The organism is Bacillus sp. BML-BC051, assembly GCF_019656175.1.
In the GTDB taxonomy this organism is placed as follows: domain Bacteria; phylum Bacillota; class Bacilli; order Bacillales; family Bacillaceae_G; genus Bacillus_A; species Bacillus_A mobilis.
This window is the reverse complement of sequence record NZ_BPLI01000002.1, coordinates 75376-95325: the sequence shown is the minus strand read 5'-3', so window position 1 is coordinate 95325 and position 19950 is coordinate 75376. Positions and strand designations below refer to the sequence as shown.

General features: G+C 36.1%; 22 protein-coding genes. 20 read left to right on the top strand and 2 right to left on the bottom strand.

What is annotated here, in order from left to right; translation table 11 throughout:
- Positions 1-16 precede the first annotated feature (16 nt).
- From K5S59_RS00675 to K5S59_RS00660, 4 genes are all read left to right on the top strand, one after another.
- A complete protein-coding gene (locus K5S59_RS00675; protein ID WP_097843309.1) occupies positions 17-352 on the top strand; it encodes a DUF3964 family protein in 336 nt (111 codons plus the stop codon).
- 323 nt (positions 353-675) lie between these two features.
- Positions 676-1161 carry a LysR family transcriptional regulator gene (locus K5S59_RS00670; protein ID WP_120449788.1) on the top strand — a complete coding sequence of 162 codons (486 nt, stop codon included), beginning with the start codon at positions 676-678 and terminating at the stop codon, positions 1159-1161.
- Between the two features lie 120 nt (positions 1162-1281).
- Positions 1282-2190 (top strand): chemotaxis protein, encoded by a 909-nt coding sequence (locus K5S59_RS00665; RefSeq protein WP_000075956.1) that lies wholly within the window; start codon positions 1282-1284, stop codon positions 2188-2190.
- Between the two features lie 585 nt (positions 2191-2775).
- Entirely contained in the window at positions 2776-3723 is a 948-nt protein-coding gene (locus K5S59_RS00660) for a DNA-binding domain-containing protein (protein WP_120449790.1), read from the top strand.
- 92 nt (positions 3724-3815) lie between these two features.
- Here K5S59_RS00660 and K5S59_RS00655 read toward each other — a convergent pair whose 3' ends face one another.
- On the bottom strand, positions 3816-4616 hold the full coding sequence (locus K5S59_RS00655) for a flagellin N-terminal helical domain-containing protein (RefSeq protein WP_120449792.1): 801 nt from the start codon (positions 4614-4616) through the stop codon (positions 3816-3818).
- Positions 4617-4868: 252 nt separating this feature from the next.
- Positions 4869-6263, bottom strand: coding sequence for a flagellin N-terminal helical domain-containing protein (locus K5S59_RS00650; protein WP_212981915.1), 1395 nt, complete (start codon positions 6261-6263; stop codon positions 4869-4871).
- Between the two features lie 257 nt (positions 6264-6520).
- Here K5S59_RS00650 and K5S59_RS00645 point away from each other — a divergent pair, with 257 nt between their 5' ends.
- The 16 genes from K5S59_RS00645 (at position 6521) to K5S59_RS00570 (ending at position 19928) form a co-directional block, all read left to right on the top strand.
- Positions 6521-7300: a lytic transglycosylase domain-containing protein gene (locus K5S59_RS00645; protein ID WP_120449796.1), complete on the top strand. Its 780-nt coding sequence runs from the start codon at positions 6521-6523 to the stop codon at positions 7298-7300.
- A 68-nt stretch (positions 7301-7368) separates the two neighbouring features.
- Positions 7369-7593 carry a flagellar motor switch protein FliN gene (locus K5S59_RS00640; protein ID WP_000775712.1) on the top strand — a complete coding sequence of 75 codons (225 nt, stop codon included), beginning with the start codon at positions 7369-7371 and terminating at the stop codon, positions 7591-7593.
- A gap of 14 nt (positions 7594-7607) precedes the next feature.
- Entirely contained in the window at positions 7608-8594 is a 987-nt protein-coding gene (gene fliM / locus K5S59_RS00635; RefSeq protein WP_120449798.1) for a flagellar motor switch protein FliM, read from the top strand.
- A 10-nt stretch (positions 8595-8604) separates the two neighbouring features.
- Complete coding sequence (gene fliN, locus K5S59_RS00630) at positions 8605-8964, top strand: flagellar motor switch protein FliN (RefSeq protein WP_000680019.1); 360 nt, start codon at positions 8605-8607, stop codon at positions 8962-8964.
- Between the two features lie 12 nt (positions 8965-8976).
- The gene (locus K5S59_RS00625; protein WP_000121176.1) at positions 8977-9297 is read left to right on the top strand and encodes a hypothetical protein; all 321 of its coding nucleotides are present in this window, start codon (positions 8977-8979) and stop codon (positions 9295-9297) included.
- A complete protein-coding gene (locus K5S59_RS00620; protein ID WP_001220586.1) occupies positions 9294-10052 on the top strand; it encodes a flagellar type III secretion system pore protein FliP in 759 nt (252 codons plus the stop codon). The genes K5S59_RS00625 and K5S59_RS00620 overlap by 4 nt, the downstream gene beginning before the upstream one ends.
- Before the next feature lie 33 nt (positions 10053-10085).
- Entirely contained in the window at positions 10086-10361 is a 276-nt protein-coding gene (locus K5S59_RS00615) for a flagellar biosynthetic protein FliQ (protein ID WP_001098085.1), read from the top strand.
- Positions 10362-10376: 15 nt separating this feature from the next.
- Positions 10377-11138, top strand: a complete 762-nt coding sequence (locus K5S59_RS00610) for a flagellar biosynthetic protein FliR (protein ID WP_001055716.1) — start codon at positions 10377-10379, stop codon at positions 11136-11138.
- A gap of 10 nt (positions 11139-11148) precedes the next feature.
- Positions 11149-12195, top strand: a complete 1047-nt coding sequence (gene flhB / locus K5S59_RS00605; protein WP_001030092.1) for a flagellar type III secretion system protein FlhB — start codon at positions 11149-11151, stop codon at positions 12193-12195.
- 24 nt (positions 12196-12219) lie between these two features.
- Entirely contained in the window at positions 12220-14286 is a 2067-nt protein-coding gene (flhA, locus tag K5S59_RS00600; protein ID WP_120449800.1) for a flagellar biosynthesis protein FlhA, read from the top strand.
- Between the two features lie 14 nt (positions 14287-14300).
- Positions 14301-15611 carry a flagellar biosynthesis GTPase FlhF gene (gene flhF / locus K5S59_RS00595; protein WP_098259015.1) on the top strand — a complete coding sequence of 437 codons (1311 nt, stop codon included), beginning with the start codon at positions 14301-14303 and terminating at the stop codon, positions 15609-15611.
- Positions 15612-15653: 42 nt separating this feature from the next.
- Positions 15654-16427 (top strand): flagellar basal-body rod protein FlgG, encoded by a 774-nt coding sequence (locus tag K5S59_RS00590; RefSeq protein WP_001013926.1) that lies wholly within the window; start codon positions 15654-15656, stop codon positions 16425-16427.
- A 167-nt stretch (positions 16428-16594) separates the two neighbouring features.
- Positions 16595-17893 carry an NtaA/DmoA family FMN-dependent monooxygenase gene (locus tag K5S59_RS00585; protein ID WP_120449802.1) on the top strand — a complete coding sequence of 433 codons (1299 nt, stop codon included), beginning with the start codon at positions 16595-16597 and terminating at the stop codon, positions 17891-17893.
- Positions 17894-18071: 178 nt separating this feature from the next.
- Positions 18072-18908, top strand: a complete 837-nt coding sequence (locus K5S59_RS00580; RefSeq protein ID WP_098872737.1) for a TrmB family transcriptional regulator — start codon at positions 18072-18074, stop codon at positions 18906-18908.
- Entirely contained in the window at positions 18901-19626 is a 726-nt protein-coding gene (locus tag K5S59_RS00575; RefSeq protein ID WP_000030496.1) for an AzlC family ABC transporter permease, read from the top strand. Before K5S59_RS00580 ends, K5S59_RS00575 begins: the two co-directional genes overlap by 8 nt.
- Positions 19617-19928, top strand: a complete 312-nt coding sequence (locus tag K5S59_RS00570; protein WP_000425942.1) for an AzlD domain-containing protein — start codon at positions 19617-19619, stop codon at positions 19926-19928. The genes K5S59_RS00575 and K5S59_RS00570 overlap by 10 nt, the downstream gene beginning before the upstream one ends.
- Positions 19929-19950: the final 22 nt, after the last annotated feature.

Below are 19950 nucleotides of genomic sequence, written 5' to 3'. Positions count from 1 at the left end.
AGGGTTTTTTATTCGTATGACAAGACAAGAGCGAATTTTACAATTGCCTTTTTTCGAAAATAAACGTGAACTTGCCGAGCAAGTGTTAAAAATGGAACGAGAAGAGCATGTATATTTACCAGATCAATTTGAAATTAAGCAAGTCCCTCCGTACTCATTTGGTGAAAAACAAGCAATTATCGGCCGTATTCACGAATTTTATTTTGTAAGTGTTGGTAGTGATGAGGTTTGGAAGTATCAACTGTTTAAAGATGAAATGAAGTGTCGTGAGTTTTTTGTTACGTTGCCGGATATTGCGGATCAGCAGATAGCGTTTTGGTTCAATAACATCGAGTTATTGAAAGGATCTTAAAAAAGATTTTAAAAGCTCTTTTTTAGGTTTTGAGAGAGGGGCTGGCGGTGTGTGGTAGCGGTCAGAGCCTAATAGAGTCTCGACCTGTGTTTAAGGACAGAGATATGGAGAGTTACTAGGGTAGTGTAAGAAAAGGTAAGCGAAGTGTAGTGTAGTGGCGCTTAGTACTTAATAGATTCTTGACTGGTATGTAAGCCCGGAGATATCGAGTGGTTCTAAAGCGGTTGACGATAGGGTTTATCCTAGTCTAGAAGCAGTGGTATAAAATACGTTTAAGTTATATACAATTAGACTGAATTTCTATAAAAGGAGAGGTGAGGAGGATGGCGCAGAATAAGTATCGCGTTACATTCATTTCGCCGAGTGAGGTTGAGCAGCGGACTGTAATGGCGGCGAGTAGTTTGCCGGATTTAATTCGTAAAGTAGAGAGTATTATTGCAGATCCAAACGGTTATTTTGTAAATGATAAAAAAAATAATTGCTATTTTAAAGTGATTAAAGAAAATGTTACGTTTATTCAATATGAGTTACTATTTTCGGATAAAGAAATTCATATTGAAAAATTAAAACATATAGCACCGGCAGTATTAAAACGATTATTTGAAAAAATAAATGATCCGGAACTATATGCTCTTGCGCTACTGGATGTTGATATAGCAACGAAAGATTATGTGCTAGAAGTAATGAACGCAGAGTTAAGGATAAGAGTAGAAACAGAGCTTTCGAAAAAATGGGAAGCGATGCCGACAGAAATTGTAGGAGCCCAAGAAGTGTTATTAGAGGCACTTGCTTCGTTTATACAAGAATAATCGCCTTTTAAAATAAATCATGCAACTATCTATATTTTTCATATAGGTAGTTGACTTTTTCGTTTTAATAAAGCTTAATAATTAGATATACGGAAATAATGAAAGGGGAGCGACACCTTTATGTCACAAGCACAAAGTATTTTATTAGAAAGCGGAACAAATGAATTAGAGATTGTTACATATACTGTTGGTGAAAACCTATTTAGTATTAACGTAATGAAAGTACGTGAAATCATTAATCCATTTCCTGTTACAACTGTGCCAGAATCTCATCATGCAGTTGAAGGTGTTGTTCAAGTACGCGGTGAAATTTTACCTGTTATTAACTTAGCGACAGCTCTTAATTTAAAATCGACAAAGCCACTTGATCAAACGAAATTTATCATTTCGGAATTAAACCAAATGAAAGTTATTTTCCGTGTGGATGAAGTGCATCGTATTCAACGTATTTCATGGGAACAAATTGATGAACCAGCTTCATTATCTATGGGACTAGAAGAAACGACATCTGGTATTGTAAAACTAGATGGAAAAATCATCTTACTATTAGATTATGAAAAGATTGTTTGCGAAATTAGCAACACTGGTTATGATAATAAATCACTTGCAGGATTAGAGCAAAAAACAGATCGTGCTGAAAAAGTGATTTATATTGCGGAAGATTCAGCAATGCTTCGTCAAATATTAGAAGAAACATTATCATCAGCTGGATATACGAAAATGAACTTCTTCAGCAATGGTGCAGAAGCATTAGCACAAATTGAAAAGCTAGCAAAAGAGCAAGGAGAAAAAATGTTTGAACATATTCACTTGCTAATTACGGATATTGAAATGCCGAAAATGGATGGACACCATTTAACGAAAGTAATTAAAGATGGTGAAGTAACGAATCGTTTACCAATCGTTATTTTCTCTTCGTTAATTACAAATGAATTATTCCATAAAGGCGAAGCGGTAGGGGCAAATGCTCAAGTAAGTAAGCCAGATATTCAAGAGTTAATTGGCTTAGTAGATAAGTTAGTGTTGTAAAAGAGTTTGGAAAAGCGCTTTTTTTAGCTGGAATAGAAGAGCTAGCCATGTGTGGTGCGGTCAGTGCTTAATAGAGCCCCATGCGATGTGAGACTTTGATCGAGGATTTGCAGACACTATTTACAACTCTATTCTTTTAGTGGAGAGAAGGGAACTAGCCATGTGTAGTATTGGTTAGTTCCTTTTTATTGTTCTATACTCTGTATAGGTAAAAAGATGGAATGTTTTTGGAGTGTTTGTGGTTGTATGTATGAAAAATCTTCATTTGAAGATTTTTGATTTGAAAATATAAGAAAACGTATCTTTGGATTATTTTAGTAAAATTTCGTGATAACGCAAACTTTTTCGGTGAAATTACATTCTAAATACCATATAATATAATTAAATGTGATTAATATGCAATTATACATATTAATTGAAAAATCCTTTTTTCTATTACTATACTTTCTATACGTTTTTGTATGTTTATTATTTGACAGATAATTTCGAAATGTTATAATATGGATATGTAAAAATTGCTATTTTCTGAAAAGACATGGGAGTCAGATGAGAATTGCGAAAGGATGAGGGGGAGTGGCACAGATTATGTATCACCACACAGCAATCAATGTATTAAGTCTCTTACAAAACATGTCAAATAATAAAATGAACGATACGCAACTAGAAGCGGAATTTAAAAAAATAGAAAAACAATTCCAAGTAAAGTATGAAGAACTAGTTGATTTACATAATAGAATGGTATTATTTCAAATAGATATAGAAAAACATGGCGGGATGCGAGCGTATGAAAAATCAGCGATTACATGGCTGAAGTCAGAGCTAGAGTTGCTATATGAAGTGTATCAATTTTGCCAACGTCACGGTTTAAACATTATTAATATTTCAAAATACGTTAGTAAAAACGAACTAAATCTTTTCCCGAAAACAGAAAGTCAATTACAAAATACGTATTACAAATTAAAAAAACATGAAATACCTTTTGAAAATATTGAAAAACAAAAACCTGGACGAAAGCGAAAATATACACCCGTAAAAGAAACAATCGTTGAAATGAAAAAAGAAAACAATTATGTATTAAAAGAGGAAGTACAACATAAAGAAAATGAAAAAAGCCTCGTAACAGTTATATCGGGTATCGTTGATAACTTTGAAACAATTAGTCAACATAGTGAAAGAAAAGAAGATGAACTACATCAGTTTATGGAAGGGATTTATAAGCTTTCTAGCATGGCTGCAGGACACTTTAAAGAAGAGTCTAATAGAAGTAGTCTAGAAAGAGAATTACGAGCACTACAATTGGAAAATGAAAGGTTAAAACGAGAAAAAGAAGAGCTTGTGCAAGATGTGAAAAATATGACACAACATTTAACGTATTTCATTAAAAGTTCGGATGTCGATCAAATTCGTAAATTACCAACCTTCGTACAAGAATGCAAACTAGAATTACACAAACTAGGATTATATAACGCACAAGACGGAAAAATGAAAATAAGGATCGACCGTAGAGGACAAGTTATGACGGTAGCGCCATAGAAGTATTAAGTGAAAAATAAAAGGGAAGTACATAGTTTATATGTATTTCCCTTTTGTTTTGTGTGGAATCGTTTCAAAGAGTGAAATGACAATTATGATTGTAGTAATTTATATACCATTTGCGGAATTTGATTTGCTTGTGAAACCATGCTAAGTGCAACCTCAGTTAACAATTTAAATTTTAAAAAGTCACTCATCTCCTGCGCCATATCCGCATCCTCAATTCGGGAAGTAGTATCTGTTAGGGCCATACTTTGGCTGTTTAAATTTTCAATATTAAATTGTAAACGATTCATCATAGCTCCAAGATCAGCACGATGAAGTGATACATTATGTAGAGCTTCTTCAATTTTACGAATCGCCGCTCTTGCTTCTTGTTCTGTTGAAATCTTGATGTCATGTTGTGTAGGGGAAGGGGGGATGTGTTTCATTATATTTACTGTATGACCAATATCATCTAACGTAACAGGACGGTTTTGTCCATCAAATACGGATAAATCATTAAACTCAGTCGTTTCATCAATATAGCCAATTTGTTCTGTTAAAGACTGAAACTCTTTATTCAGTGAATCACGGTTTTTATTTGAATTTGTACCATTAGCAGATTGAACAGCTAAATCACGCATACGCTGTAAAATATTTGTCACAGTTTGAAGGGCAGCTTCCGCAGTACGAAGCATCGATATTGCATCCTCATTATTACGAATCGCCACACGCATACCACTCGCTCTCGCATGCATACGAGTCACAATCGCAACATTAGCAGGATTATCAGAAGCATGGTTTAACTTCTTACCAGTCACCAAATGCTCCATTGCAACATTCATACGTTTTTCATTCTCAAACAACGACTGCCTAGCATTCATACTTAAAACATTCGTACCAATACGCATAATAGACACTCCTTTTAGATTGATATAGTCGGTAACTCTAAATCTAATAAACGGTTATGGAAGGATAAAGGGCTTATGCTTATTTGCTGCTTGTGTTTTAACGTAAGAGGGGATCAAGATGGGTACTGAACGCTTCTATATATGGCTGGGACTTCTCTCCAGGCTAAAAAGATAGTTTTTAATCTATCTATATAGAAAAAATAAACCTCTCTGCAAACAGAGAGGTTTATTCATGAAACTAACTCAAATGGATTATTGTAATAATTTAGAAACCATTTGTGGAGTTTGGTTTGCTTGAGAAAGCATGCTGATTCCAGCTTCGTTCAAGATTTTGAACTTAGTCATTTCAGACATTTCTTTCGCCATGTCAGCGTCTTCTACTTGAGAAGCAGCAGATGCCATGCTAGATGCTTGGCTCTTTAAGTTGTTTACGTTAAAGTCTAGGCGGTTTAATGTAGCACCTAGAGTTGCGCGGTTGTCAGCAACTGTTTTAAGGGCTTCATCAATTGCTTTAATTGCAGATAAAGGATTAGTTACTGCTGTAGCATCACCCTCGGTACTAGCGACTGGGATTTTATTTGCAGTTAAAAGAGCTGTGAAAGCTTCATCAATTTTTGTAGCAGCGGTAGCTTTCAATGCACCTGTAGTATTTGTTATATCATCATTATAATCAGTGAATTTAGCTTCAACAGCTTGAACATCAGTATCTTTTAAATAGCTTTTAATACTATCAAAAGCGGCTCTAGCTTTGGCCACTTTTTCAGTGTGATTAGCAGCATCAGCGTTTTTAGTATCATTCATGGCAATAGTAACTTTATCTAGAGTTTCTTGAGTGACTTTAGTAGTTTTAATATTACCAGCAATACTAGTGAATGCTGTGTTAATTTTTTCTGCAGTAGTAAGTTTATCACCAGATTGAGCATTAGCGTAGTCTTTAAAAGCTTGCTCCATTTTTTGGGAATCCGCATGATTTAAAGTGCCTTTGACTTGTTCGAAAGCTTCTTTGGCAGCTGTGACTCTATCTGCATGGGTTAGTGCAGTTAAACCTTTTGCTACTGTAAGATCTGACATAGCTGCTGTAACAGTATCCAGAGTACTTTGAGATACTTTATCAGATCCGATACTTAAATCATTAACTTTTAACGCATTAGTAGAAACATCGTTTAGCTTAATTCCAATTTGTTTTGAATCATCATTAGAGTCAAGCGTTTGAATATTGATTGTACCGTTAGAACCATCTAATAGGTTTTTATCATTAAATTGTGTATTAGTTGCAATGTAATCAATTTGTTTTTGTAATTCAGCAAACTCTTTATTTAATGCAAGTTGGTTACCTGTTGTATTCGTACCATTCGCAGATTGGTTAGCAAGGTCACGCATACGAAGTAAGATGTTAGATACAGAGTTTAAAGCTGAGTCAGCTGTACGGATTAAAGAAATACCGTCTTGTGTATTGTTAGCAGCAACTCCTAATCCGCTTTCACGTGCACGCATACGAGTTGCGATTGCAAGACCTGCTGCATCGTCAGAAGCGTTGTTGATACGTTTACCGCTTGATAAACGGTCCATAGCGTTGCTCATTTTTGCTTGGTTTTGACGCATGTATTCTTGCGTACGCATGCTATTAATGTTTGTATTAATTCTCATGTAAAAGAACCCCCATTTTTTTATATTGACTTTTCTGCAAATTGAAAAACGGTAATATGCGAAAAAATCGATTTCGAATTTATTGTAAGCCTTGCTATAATGGGTGTCAACTGAAAATTTGAATTAATAAATATAAAAAAATAACAGTTTAACAATTTAGTCGTTTTTTTATTACAATATAATTGCAAAGGATTATTGCAAACTTTACGAAAAAACTCTAATATTAGATTATCTTTGTTTACCGAAAAGGTGATATTATGGTAGTTGGAAATATAGTAAAAGAAGTACTTGCATATAAAAAAGGACAGTTTCAGCAAAAGTTAAGTAGTCCGCAGGCTTTCGTTAGTAGTAGGTTTCAGGAGAAGCTGCAGAGCGAGCCTATGAAGGAAACGAAGGCTACTACGCAGCCGGAAAAAGTAGAGGATATGAGTCAGCCGGTACAATCTACGAAAATAGAAACGCTCGTTAATAAAGGTGATTCTAGTAAAGTAGAGGAAGTAAGTAAGCCGGAGGAAAAGCCTGAAACGAAGAAAGTCGATGAAGTGCAAGTTGCACAAAAAGAGTTTGAACGACGTTTCCCGGAAACGAAAAATGAGGCTGTTGATACGTGGGGATTAACGAAGAAGTATAATATTCAAAAAATACGTTCTTCAAATGAAGGGAAGTATGAGGATATTATTGATCGCGTGAGCCGTTCATACGGAATTCCGAAAACGTTAATTCAAAAAATGATTGAAGTAGAGTCTAATTTTAATCCGAAAACGGTGTCACATGCAGGGGCGATGGGACTTATGCAGCTTATGCCGGCGAATGTGAAAGAGATGGGTATAAAAAATCCATTTTCACCAGCTGAAAGTATTGAAGGCGGCGTGAAAGAGTTAAGCGGTTATTTAAAGAAAAATAATGGCGATTTAGTATTAGCGCTTGCTTCTTATAATGCTGGTCCTGGTAATGTGAGAAAGTACGGAGGCGTACCTCCATTTAAAGAAACGCAAGGATATATTAAAAAAATATTAAATATCGACGTTTCGAAATAAGAAATTTCATTTATATATAAATAGAGAACATGAAATTTTCGTGAACATGATATGGGAGTTGGCTAGATTTGAAATTACAAGATGATATTCCGTTAACAATTTATTTTGAAATCGGAAATACGAAAAAGAAGATTGAAGATCTGCTTCATATTACGAAAGGTACATTGTATCGTCTTGAAAATTCAACGAAAAATACGGTGCGTCTTATGCTTGAGAATGAAGAGATTGGAACCGGAAAGATTTTGACGAAGAATGGAAAGATGTACGTTGAAATCGTTGAATTGAAAAGGTAGGGAAGGGGATTTTCATGAGTGGCGAAAAATTAAGCCAAGAGCAAATTGATGCCCTGCTGAAGGCGGTAAATGAAGGCGAGGAAATGCCAGCTTTTGCACAAGAAGCAGGGAAGCAAGATAAATTTCAAGAGTATGATTTTAATAGACCGGAGAAGTTCGGTGTTGAACATTTACGTAGTTTGCAAGCGATTGCTTCTACGTTTGGTAAACAGACGTCACAGACGTTGTCAGCGCGTATGCGTATTCCGATTGAGTTAGAGCCTTCGACAGTGGAGCAAGTTCCATTTACGAGTGAGTATGTGGAGAAAATGCCGAAAGATTATTATTTATATTGCGTCATTGATCTCGGACTTCCAGAGCTTGGAGAAATTGTTATTGAGATTGATTTAGCATTTGTTATTTATATTCATGAGTGCTGGCTTGGCGGGGATAGTAAACGTAATTTTACGATGCGTAGACCGTTAACTGCATTCGAGTTTTTAACGCTTGATAATATTTTTGCACTTCTATGTAAAAATTTAGAGCAATCATTTGAAAGTGTTGTGGCGATTGAACCGAAATTTGTAACGACGGAGACAGATCCGAATGCATTAAAGATTACGACAGCGAGTGATATCATTTCATTACTGAATGTAAATATGAAAACGGATTTTTGGAATACGACAGTGCGTATCGGTATTCCGTTCTTATCTGTTGAAGAAATTATGGATAAATTAACGTCTGAAAATATTGTCGAACATTCTTCGGATAAGCGTAAAAAGTATACTTCAGAAGTGGAAGCGAAAGTAAATCAAGTGTATAAACCTGTTCACGTTGCGATTGGTGAGCAGAAGATGACAATGGGTGACATTGAACAAATTGAAGAAGGCGATATTATTCCGCTTCATACGAAAGTTTCGGATGAATTGCTTGGTTTTGTAGATGGAAAACATAAATTTAATTGTTTTATTGGAAAAGATGGAACGCGTAAGGCGCTCCTATTTAAAAGTTTTGTAGAGTAGGAGGATCCATATGAAGCATGAAGTATCTCCTGTGTCATTAATGGGATTAGAAGAATTTGCAGGAAAGCGAAATGAAGCGGGTAAAGCACATATTGATACTGTTTCGGATATTTCGATTGAACTTGGTGTAAAGCTTGGAAAGTCATCTATTACGCTCGGTGATGTGAAAGAGTTAAAAGTGGGCGATGTTCTTGAAGTAGAGAAAAACTTAGGACATAAAGTAGATGTGTATTTAAGTAATATGAAAGTCGGCATTGGGGAAGCGATCGTAATGGACGAGAAGTTCGGTATTATCATTTCTGAAATTGAAGCTGACAAGAAGCAAGCTGCGCTTATGAAAGCGCAAAGTCAAATGCTAGATAAAGAGTAGAGGAGGAGTCATATGTCGTATATGACGACCTTATTTCAAGTCGTTTTACTGTTTGGTGCGCTCGGCTACGGTGCATATTATATGACGAAAAAGACGCGCAAGCAGCAGTTTTTTAAGCAAGGTGAAAATGGACATATTCAAGTGAAAGATGGCGTGTATTTAAATCATCAAACGAGCGCCTTTTTATTTGAAGTAGACGGCAAGCAAGTGTTCACTGTTATTAGTAATAACGGTGTACAATCTGTGCAATTAACAGGAACAGGAAATCAGTTTCAACAAGCGCTAGAAGACGCGGTGAAGAGTGAAACGAAAAAAGTAGAGGATCCATCATGAGAATAAAGAAACAGTTATCATTATTAGCCGTTATTTTCGTATTTTCTATCGTTTTTTCAATTATTTTTGTAAATCCAGCGTATGCGGCCCAAAACGGTTTTATTAATTTCGAAAATGGAAAAGAGTTTACGAGTAATTCAAGTGTACAGTTATTTGCGCTCGTTACCCTTTTATCATTATCTTCTTCTATCGTTCTATTATTTACACATTTTACTTATTTTATGATCGTTCTTGGGATTACACGTCAAGGACTTGGGGTAATGAATTTACCGCCGAACCAAGTGCTCGTTGGACTTGCTTTATTTTTATCACTCTTTACGATGCAGCCTGTACTTGGGCAGCTGAAGAGTGATGTGTGGGATCCGATGACGAAAGAGAAAATAACAGTAAGTCAAGCTGCGGAGACGACAGCTCCGATTATGAAAGAGTATATGTCAAAGCATACGTATAAGCATGATTTAAAGATGATGCTGAAAGTGCGCGGAGAAGAGTTGCCGAAAGATTTGAAAGATCTTTCTTTATTTACACTCGTACCATCCTTTACGTTAACGCAAATTCAAAAAGGATTGTTAACGGGGATGTTCATTTATTTAGCGTTTGTATTTATAGATTTGATTATTAGTACACTTTTAATGTACCTCGGGATGATGATGGTACCGCCGATGATTTTAAGTTTACCATTTAAAATACTCGTTTTCGTATATTTAGGTGGATATACAAAAATCGTCGACATTATGTTTAAAACGGTCGCCTGAAGCGTTTGATGCTATGTGATAGGAGTCATATAAATGAATACGTCACCAATTATAGATATTTTTCAAACCTTTTTTTATAAAGGGGTTATGATTTTAATGCCGGTTGCCGGCGTAAGTATGATTGTCGTTATTATCATCGCTGTCATTATGGCGATGATGCAAATTCAAGAGCAAACGCTGACGTTTTTACCGAAAATGGCGAGTATTGTACTCGTTATTATCATTTTAGGTCCGTGGATGTTTCAAGAGTTAACGACGCTTATTTTAGATTTATTTGATAAAATCCCATCGCTATTGCGTTCGTACTAAGATAGGTGAACTGAAATGAATATGGAATTATGGGCGGCGACGTTTTTTGCGTTTTGCCGCATTACTTCATTTTTATATTTTTTACCGTTTTTCTCAGGTCGATCCATTCCAGCAATGGCGAAGGTTACAGTTGGACTTGCTCTTTCGATCACAGTTGCCGATCAAGTTGATGTCTCTCACATAAAGACAACTTGGGACGTTGCAGCTTATGCAGGTACGCAAATTGTAATTGGATTATCGCTTTCAAAAATTGTAGAAATGCTGTGGAACATTCCAAAAATGGCAGGGCATATTTTAGACTTTGATATCGGTTTATCACAGGCCAGTTTGTTTGATGTAAATGCAGGTTCACAGTCTACTTTACTTTCAACCATTTTTGATATATTTTTTCTCATTATTTTTATTTCACTTGGCGGCATTAATTATTTCGTTGCCACGATTTTAAAGTCGTTTCAATATACAGAGGCGATTTCAAAATTGCTGACGACTAGTTTTTTAGATAGTCTACTCGCAACGTTATTATTTGCGATCACATCAGCGGTTGAAATTGCTCTTCCGCTTATGGGAAGTTTGTTCATCATTAACTTTGTTTTAATTTTAATCGCAAAAAATGCTCCGCAATTAAACGTTTTTATGAATGCGTATGTTATTAAAATTACGTGTGGTATTTTGTTTATTGCGATGAGTGTACCGATGCTCGGTTATGTGTTTAAAAATATGACGGACGTATTGCTTGAGGAATATACGAAACTATTTAACTTTTTCTTAACGAAGTAGGGGGACGCGCATGGCAAAGGATAATAAAACAGAAAAGGCCACCCCGCAGAAGCGTAAAAAATCGCGTGAAGAAGGGAATATTGCCCGGAGTAAAGATTTAAATAATTTATTTTCCATTCTTGTATTAGCAGTTGTCGTTTACTTTTTTGGAGATTGGCTAGGGTTTGAAATTGCAAACTCTGTAGCGGTGCTGTTTGATCAAATTGGAAAAAATACAGATTCAACCGAGTATTTTTATTTAATGGGTATTTTATTATTAAAAGTATCAGCTCCAATCTTAATACTCGTATACGCTTTTCATTTATTCAATTATATGATTCAAGTCGGTTTCTTATTTTCTTCTAAAGTCATTAAGCCGAAAGCGTCGCGTATTAACCCGAAAAACTATTTCACGAGATTGTTTAGTCGTAAAAGTTTAGTAGATATTTTGAAATCACTATTTTATATGGGGTTAATTGGTTACGTTGCTTACGTACTGTTTAAAAAGAATTTAGAGAAGATCGTGAGTATGATTGGATTTAACTGGACTGCGTCGCTTACTGAAATTATTAGGCAAATTAAATTTATCTTTTTAGCTATTTTAATTATATTAATTGTTCTTTCTATTATTGATTTTATTTATCAAAAATGGGAGTACGAACAAGATATTAAGATGAAAAAAGAAGAAGTAAAACAAGAGCATAAAGATAATGAAGGGGACCCGCAAGTAAAGGGGAAACGAAAAAACTTTATGCACGCGATCTTGCAAGGGACAATTGCGAAGAAAATGGATGGTGCAACATTTATTGTAAACAACCCGACTCATATTTCGGTCGTACTTCGGTACAATAAACAGGTTGATGCGGCGCCAATTGTCGTTGCAAAAGGGGAAGATGAGCTCGCATTATATATACGAACGCTTGCCCGTGAACAAGAAATACCAATGGTGGAAAACCGTCCGCTTGCTCGTTCTTTATATTATCAAGTCGAGGAAGATGAGACGATTCCAGAAGATTTATACGTAGCTGTAATTGAAGTTATGCGCTATTTAATTCAAACGAATGAACTTGAAGTATAATAGCGCGGTTGGAGGAGATCTCTTGTGTTTAAGATAGATTCTGCAAGAACCTATTTTTCTATCTTTCTAGCAGCGTCATTCGTAGTGGCGCTCTTAATTCCACTTCCACCATTTATACTTGATATCGTTATCGTTTTTTTACTAAGTATGTCAGTGCTTATTTATATGCGAGCAACAAGTATTAACGAGTGGGATGAATTAAAGTCATTTCCGACAATGCTGTTATTAATCGGGATTTTCCGCGTATCGATTAACGTATCGACGACGCGAGCGATTTTGACAGACGGAAATGCGGGGCATGTTATTGAAGAGTTCGGTCAGTTTGTAATTGGCGGGAACTTATTAATTGGTATCGTTATTTTCATAGTATTAATCATATTCCAGTTTATCGTTGCAAACGGTGCGTCTCGTACAGCTGAAGTTGCAGCTCGTTTTACACTTGATTCTTTACCCGGGAAACAAATGTCAATCGATGCAGATTTAAACCAGCGTATTATTACTGAAAAAGATGCACAGGCAAAACGAAAAAAGTTAAATATGGAAACAGAGTTTTACGGGGCGATGGATGGTGCCGGGAAGTTCATTAAAGGGGACGTTATTTTCGGGATTGTCATTTTATTCGTAAACATTATTTTCGGTTTAATTGTTGGCATGATGCAGCAGGGCATGAGCTTTGCAGAAGCAGCTATTCACTATACACAGTTAACTGTCGGTGACGGAATCGTAAACCAAATTGGTTCGTTAATGCTTGCGATTTCAACTGGTATTATCGTAACGCGTGTATTTGACGGTTCACCGGATACAGTAACAGAAGGAATCTTTAAAGAGTTATTAGCGCATGAAGTCGTTGTATATGCGCTTGGTGGTTTATTTATAGCAATGGGTATTTTTACTCCGTTACCATTTCTACCATTCGCACTCGTTGGTGGAACAATTATCTTCTTAGGAATTCGTAATAAAAACCGAATAAAGAAAGAAAAAGAAGACGAGCTTCAAAAAGAATTAGAAATGATTCAAGGCGAAGATGAACAACTGCAACAAGTGGAAGATTCATTCGGAGTATTTACAGATAAATATCCAATTATAGTAGAACTCGGTTTAGATTTAGCAGCACTTGTAAAGCAGAAGATTAACGGGGAAACAGCTCGTGATAAAGTTGTTCTCATGAGGAAGTCAATTATTACCGACCTTGGTATTAACGTTCCTGGCATTAACTTTAAAGATAATACGAGTTTTAGACCACGCGGACGTTACATTATTCGTATTAAAGGTGCGAAGGCAGCTGAAGGAGTTTTAAAATCAGGGTACTTATTAGCACTGAAAACACCGAATGTAATGGCCGATTTAGATGCAGAACCAGCGAAAGATCCGATTTTCGGTGAAGATGGATATTGGATTTTAGAGCATATGGTACAAGATGCACAAATGAAAGGCTATCAAGTATTAGAGCCACTTAGCATATTAATTACGCATTTAGATGTTATCGTTAGACGTAATCTTCATGAGTTAATTCAACGTCAACATGTAAAAGACTTAATTAACTCGCTTGAAAATGATAACGGCGTTTTATTAGAAGAGATTAAGAAGAAAGAAATCGACTTATCACTCGTTCAAAATGTTATTAAACAACTTCTAAAAGAAGGAATTTCTATTCGTGATTTACCAACCATTATCGAAGGTATTATTGACGGAAAAGAAATTTATCAAAACCACGTTGACGGTGTAACATCATTCGTCCGTGAATGTATTTCAAAAGTTATTTGTGAAAATGCGAAAAATCCTGACGGTAAAATTTATGCGGCGCTCTTCTCAGATTCAATCGAGTTAGATGCGGACGTTGTGAACAATTCCTATCAAGGTTATTTATTAAACTGGGATTTAGATTTAGAAACGCGAGTAGTTGAGCAAGTGCAGCGTGTCTTTAAACAAGCTCGTTTAATGGGAAGAGAACCAGTATTATTAACGCGCAGAAAAGATTTCAGGTTTGCGATTGTAAGACTTCTTGAGCGTTATCAAGTAGAAGCGCAAGTACTTTGTATTAGTGAATTAGCTCCAGAAATTGTTGTAGATCAAATTGCTTACATTGAATAGTAGGGGGTGAAGTAATGGAAAATACAGAAAAGAAAGAAGCGTTAATGCGAATAAAAGCAGCTTCGAAAAATGAATTGTATCGAAAGTTATTTGACCAATATGGTACAGATTATTATTACGTTGTCGATGAAAGTGTAAAACGAAATATCCCGTTTTTTTGGAAAAAGAATTATGAAATGTTAGTTGCTTTTCCAGAGGATAAACAAGAAGCAGTGAACGAAGGTACAGCTCAATTTCATGAACAATTAATGGATGTTGTGAATGATCCTTCAGAACAAATTGTGAAGGCGAACGGAATTCAATCGGTACTGCACAATTTAGAAAACGTGACGACTTCTATGTCATACGCGGCGATGCAAACAGGAAATAGTGAAGAATGGGCAAGAAAGAAAGAGAAACTATTAAAGTTGTTTGAAAAAGGTATCGTCGTTGTGAAACAGACGGAAGAAACGAAAGTAACGAAAAAGAAAAGAACTGTGAAAAAAGTCGTTCCTGTCAAGAAAGAAGAAGTTGTTGTAAAAAAAGAAAAGCAAGAATCTGTACCGTTTATTATTCAAAAGGTAATTCGTATGCTAGAGCAAAACGATGTAGAACAATACTTCATTCATGCATATGCTGAAAAGTTAAAAGTGAAGTTTGAGAATGCAACGATGATTACAGAAGAAGAAGTGATCGGATATATATTAGAAGATATGAGATCTCATTTCAACACAGAAAATGTTTTTGAAAAAGAAGTACAAACAATTGCATTAATCGGTCCAACCGGAGTTGGAAAAACGACGACGCTTGCGAAAATGGCATGGCAGTTTCACGGTAAGAAAAAAACGGTCGGTTTTATTACGACAGACCATTCACGCATTGGAACAGTGCAACAGCTGCAAGATTACGTAAAAACAATGGGATTTGAAGTAATCGCTGTACGTGATGAAGCTGCAATGACAAGAGCGCTTACGTATTTTAAAGAAGAAGCGTGCGTCGATTATATTTTAATAGATACAGCTGGAAAAAATTATCGTGCGTCAGAAACAGTGGAAGAAATGATTGAAACGATGGGGCAAGTAGAGCCAGATTATATTTGTTTAACGTTATCGGCGTCGATGAAAAGTAAAGATATGATTGAAATCATTACGAATTTTAAAGATATTCATATTGATGGTATCGTATTTACGAAATTTGATGAAACAGCAAGTAGTGGTGAATTATTGAAAATTCCAGCAGTATCATCAGCTCCAATTGTATTAATGACAGACGGACAAGACGTGAAGCAACATATACATATCGCTACAGCTGAACATTTAGCGAAACAAATGTTGCAAACATCATAGAAAAGAGGTGAAGGATAAGGCAACTGCCTTATTCAAACGAGTATGAACGGTCTTTATATAGGTTCTATGGGTATGATGAATTACATGCAGCGTATTAATGTTCATTCGAATAACGTTGCAAATGCTCAAACGACAGGATTTAAAGCAGAAAATATGACTTCTAAAGTATTTGATGTACAAGACACATATCGCCGCGGAGATGGAGCTGTGACAAATATTGGTTCGACTGATTACGCTGTAGTACCAGCCGCAACGCATGTGAACTTAGTACAAGGAAATATACAAATGACAAATAGTGCTACGGATTTCTTTTTAGATGACGGTGCGGCCGGCATATCATCATTTTTCGTGACATCTAAAAATGATGAAACGTTTTTAACGAGAGATGGTAGTTTTACATTAAATAGTGATCGTTATTTACAAACATCTTCAGGTGCTTTCGTAATGGGAGAGAATAATGAACGTATTCGTATTCCAGAAGGAGCAAAGGTCGCTGTACAAGCAGATGGTACATTATATGATGAAGTGACACAAAATAATATTGCCCGCTTGCAAACGAAGACAGTAGACACAGAAACGAATGCCCGTCTCGTACAAAGAGAGAACAAAAGCTTTGCACTAGCAGAAGGGAACATTGCTGATTTACCGAATGGAACAGGATTAGTAAAGAACCATATGCTAGAAAATTCAAATGTAGATATGACGAAAGAGATGGCTGATCTTATGACAGATCAAAAAATGATTTCAGCGTCACAACGCATTATGACTTCATTTGATAAAATTTATGAAAAAGAAGCAAATGAAATATTAAGATAGGAGACTTCCCATAGTGGAAGTCTTTTTTTATTATTGCTTTTATTACAATTACGTCATAAAATGATAATGATTATCAATATCATTTTATCTATTTTCATAAGAATGGAATTTCATCATGACAGCAATATTGCTTAACTAGGTAAATTAAAAACAAGGGGATGGTGTGTATGTCTACAAAAAAACAACTTTGTATTGGATTATGTTTAATTTCTAGAAAGAAAGAGCAAGAGAGTGAGTTTAATTCGGGAATTGAAGAGCAAGTAGAGTTGGCACTACAGGCAGAAAAGGCTAAGTTAGATTTTGTTTTTAAAGCAGATTATTTAGTGGCGCACCCAGATTTAATTGCTCGTAATAAGGGGAATGTCATTTTAGATCCGACGTTACTGTTTACTGCTATTGTGTATGCAACAGAAAAAATTGGAGTCGTTACGACTGCTTCAACTTCGTTTTATCCACCGTATATATTAGCGAGGCAATTACAATCTTTACACTGGATTAGTAACGGCCGAGTAGGATGGAATATTGTCACATCCATTGACGGTGCTGAAAACTTTGGTGAGGAAGGAATGCCATCATCTGAGGAACGGTACGCGAAAGCGGCAGAATGTACAGCGTTAGTAAGAAAACTTTGGGGAAGTCATCCTAATGAAGTTTTGAAAGTAGATAATCCTAATGTGATTAGAGAGATGGTAAAGCCTATTGAGCATAATGGTGAATACTTTAAGGTGAAAGGTCCACTTAATATTCCGCAGCATATTTCAGGGGAAATGCCATTATTTCAAGCTGGTGCTTCAGAGTCAGGACGGAATTTTGCTGCTTCTGTTGCGGATGCAATTTTTGCTGCAACACCAGATGTAGAATCAGGAATAGAACTGCGTCAAGATTTAAGAAGAAGAGCGGAACAGCATGGCCGAAAGCAAGATGATATACGCGTATTGCCTGGGTTATATTTCTTTATCGGTGATACATATGAAGAAGCGTTAGAAATGCATAGGCAAGCCCATCAACATCTCACAAAAGAGAAGAGATACTCGTTACTTGAAATGGTTCTCGGATTAGACGCTAGAGGAATTCCGTTAGAAAGTAAGATTACGGAAGAGATGTTGCCAAGTCGTGATCAAACTGTTCGCAGTAAAACACACGCTGAATTATTACGGAACTACATTATTAAAAATGAACCAACACTTGAACAAATACTAGAACGACCAGAAGTTGTTGGCTCGGCTCATTGGGTTGCGGTTGGTACAGCGCAAGATGTTGCGAAGCAAGTTATAGATAGGTTTGAGGTAGGAGCGTTAGATGGATTTATCGCCATTCCAGGAGGACCTCCAAAGTCACTAGATCTATTCTTTAGTGAAGTTATTCCTTTATTCGTGAAGGCCGGTGTATTTAGGGAAGAATATACAGGTTCTACTTTACGGGAGCATTTAGGGGGAAAGTTATCAAAACCTTTGCAGTTAAAATAACAGAAAGATTACGTATAAAAAAGCCTTTCATAAGAAGGCTTTTTATTTTTGGTTAAAATTTCAGAATTATCAATTGACTTTGTGGGTCTGTTTTTTTATATTAGTAGGTATACCAATAACTACTAACATATTTGTATCGTTTTGAGATGAGAGTTATATAGAATGTGAGGGATTGCCGATGGATGAAATTATAAAGGAATTACAAAAGTTAGGTTTTTCCCAGTATGAATGTAAAGCATATATTGGACTACTAAAACATTCCCCAGTAACAGGGTATGAAGTGAGTAAGCAAACAGGGGTACCTCGTTCGATGATTTATGAAGTACTCGGTAAATTGATGGATAAAGGAGCGGTGCATATCGTTCCTACTGAACCAGTGAAATATGTACCAGTACCAGCTACGGAGTTAATGAATCGAATGCGAAAAGATTTTGAAAAGTCCTTTGAATTTTTAGACCGGAAATTAAATTGTTTAGAACAAGAGCGACAAATAGATGTAATTTCGCATATTCGCTCCAATGATCGTGTTATAAAAGAAATATGCAATATAATTAATAGGGCGAAGGAAGAGTTATGGATTTCTGTATGGGAAGATCAAGTACATGAAATTGAACCATATATTCATCAGAAAGAAAAGGAAGGTGTACATATATTTTCAATCTTATTTGGTGCTCCCCATACAAAAATAGGCGCGACGTTTCACCATAATTATATGACGCCTCACGTTGTAGAAAAGAGAATGGGTGGTCATTTAACTGTTATTGCTCGTGATGGAGAGGAAGTATTAATTGCCAACTTCTCAAATGATAGTACTTCATGGGCCGTTACAACGTATGACCCAGCGCTAGTTCTCGTTGCTACAGAGTATGTGCGGCACGATATTATGGTTGAAGAAATCACGAAGGAATTTGGAGCTGATAAGCTAGATACGTTATGGCGTGAAAATATAGATTTAGTTCATGTCGTAACAGGAAAACGAACGATGGAAGGAATGGGGGATGATATGGATGAGTAAAGCTCAGGCACATGTAGCCTTGCAGAGCGATGATACATTTCAGCAAGGAGTAAAAGATTGTTTACCGACTGTATTTGGTTATTTGAGCATAGGTATAGCAGCTGGTGTAATTGCAAAAACAGCAGGTTTCTCCATCATTGAAATTGCGTTTATGTCCACTTTAATTTATGCAGGTTCTGCCCAATTTATATTAGCTGGTATGTATGCAGCTGGTGCTCCTGCTTCAGCAATCATTTTCACCGTCTTTTTTGTTAATTTACGCCACCTTCTAATGAGTGCTGCGCTCGCGCCGTACTTTACGAAACTTCCTCTACTAAAAAACGTAATGATCGGTTCTCAAATTACAGATGAAACATTCGGCGTTGCAGTACAGCACGCAGCGCAAAAAGGATATGTAGGCGACAGATGGATGATGGGGTTAAATGTAACAGCATATTTAAATTGGATTCTTGCTACTATTATTGGCGGGTTGTTTGGTGAGTGGATACCTGATCCGCATACGTACGGGATGGATTATGCATTACCAGCAATGTTTATCGGGTTATTTGTCCTTCAGCTCATCAGTAGTAAACCAAAACTAGCAATTCATCTTACTGTTGCAATTGTAGCGATTATAATCGCATACGTTTCACACTTATTTATGCCAGATAGTATAGCGGTTATTATCGCAACATTACTAGCTGCGACGATTGGAGTTGTGATTGAAAAATGGAAATGAGATTGGACGTACTATTACTTTTACTAGCAGCTGGAGCTGTCACACTCGTGCCACGTATTTTACCTCTACTCGTATTTAGCAAACTACAAATTCCAGACTGGGGTTTAAAATGGTTAAATTACATACCAATTGCGATATTAGCAGCACTTTTAGCACAAGTATTATTTATGCATGAGACGATGCAATGGGATTACCTTATCGCAGCAATTCCAACATTTCTTGTAGCGATATATACTCGTAGTTTATTAGGTACAGTATTAACCGGAGTGATTGTGATTATTTTGTTACGTTTCTTTTTCTAAAAAGGATTACGCTCATATAATA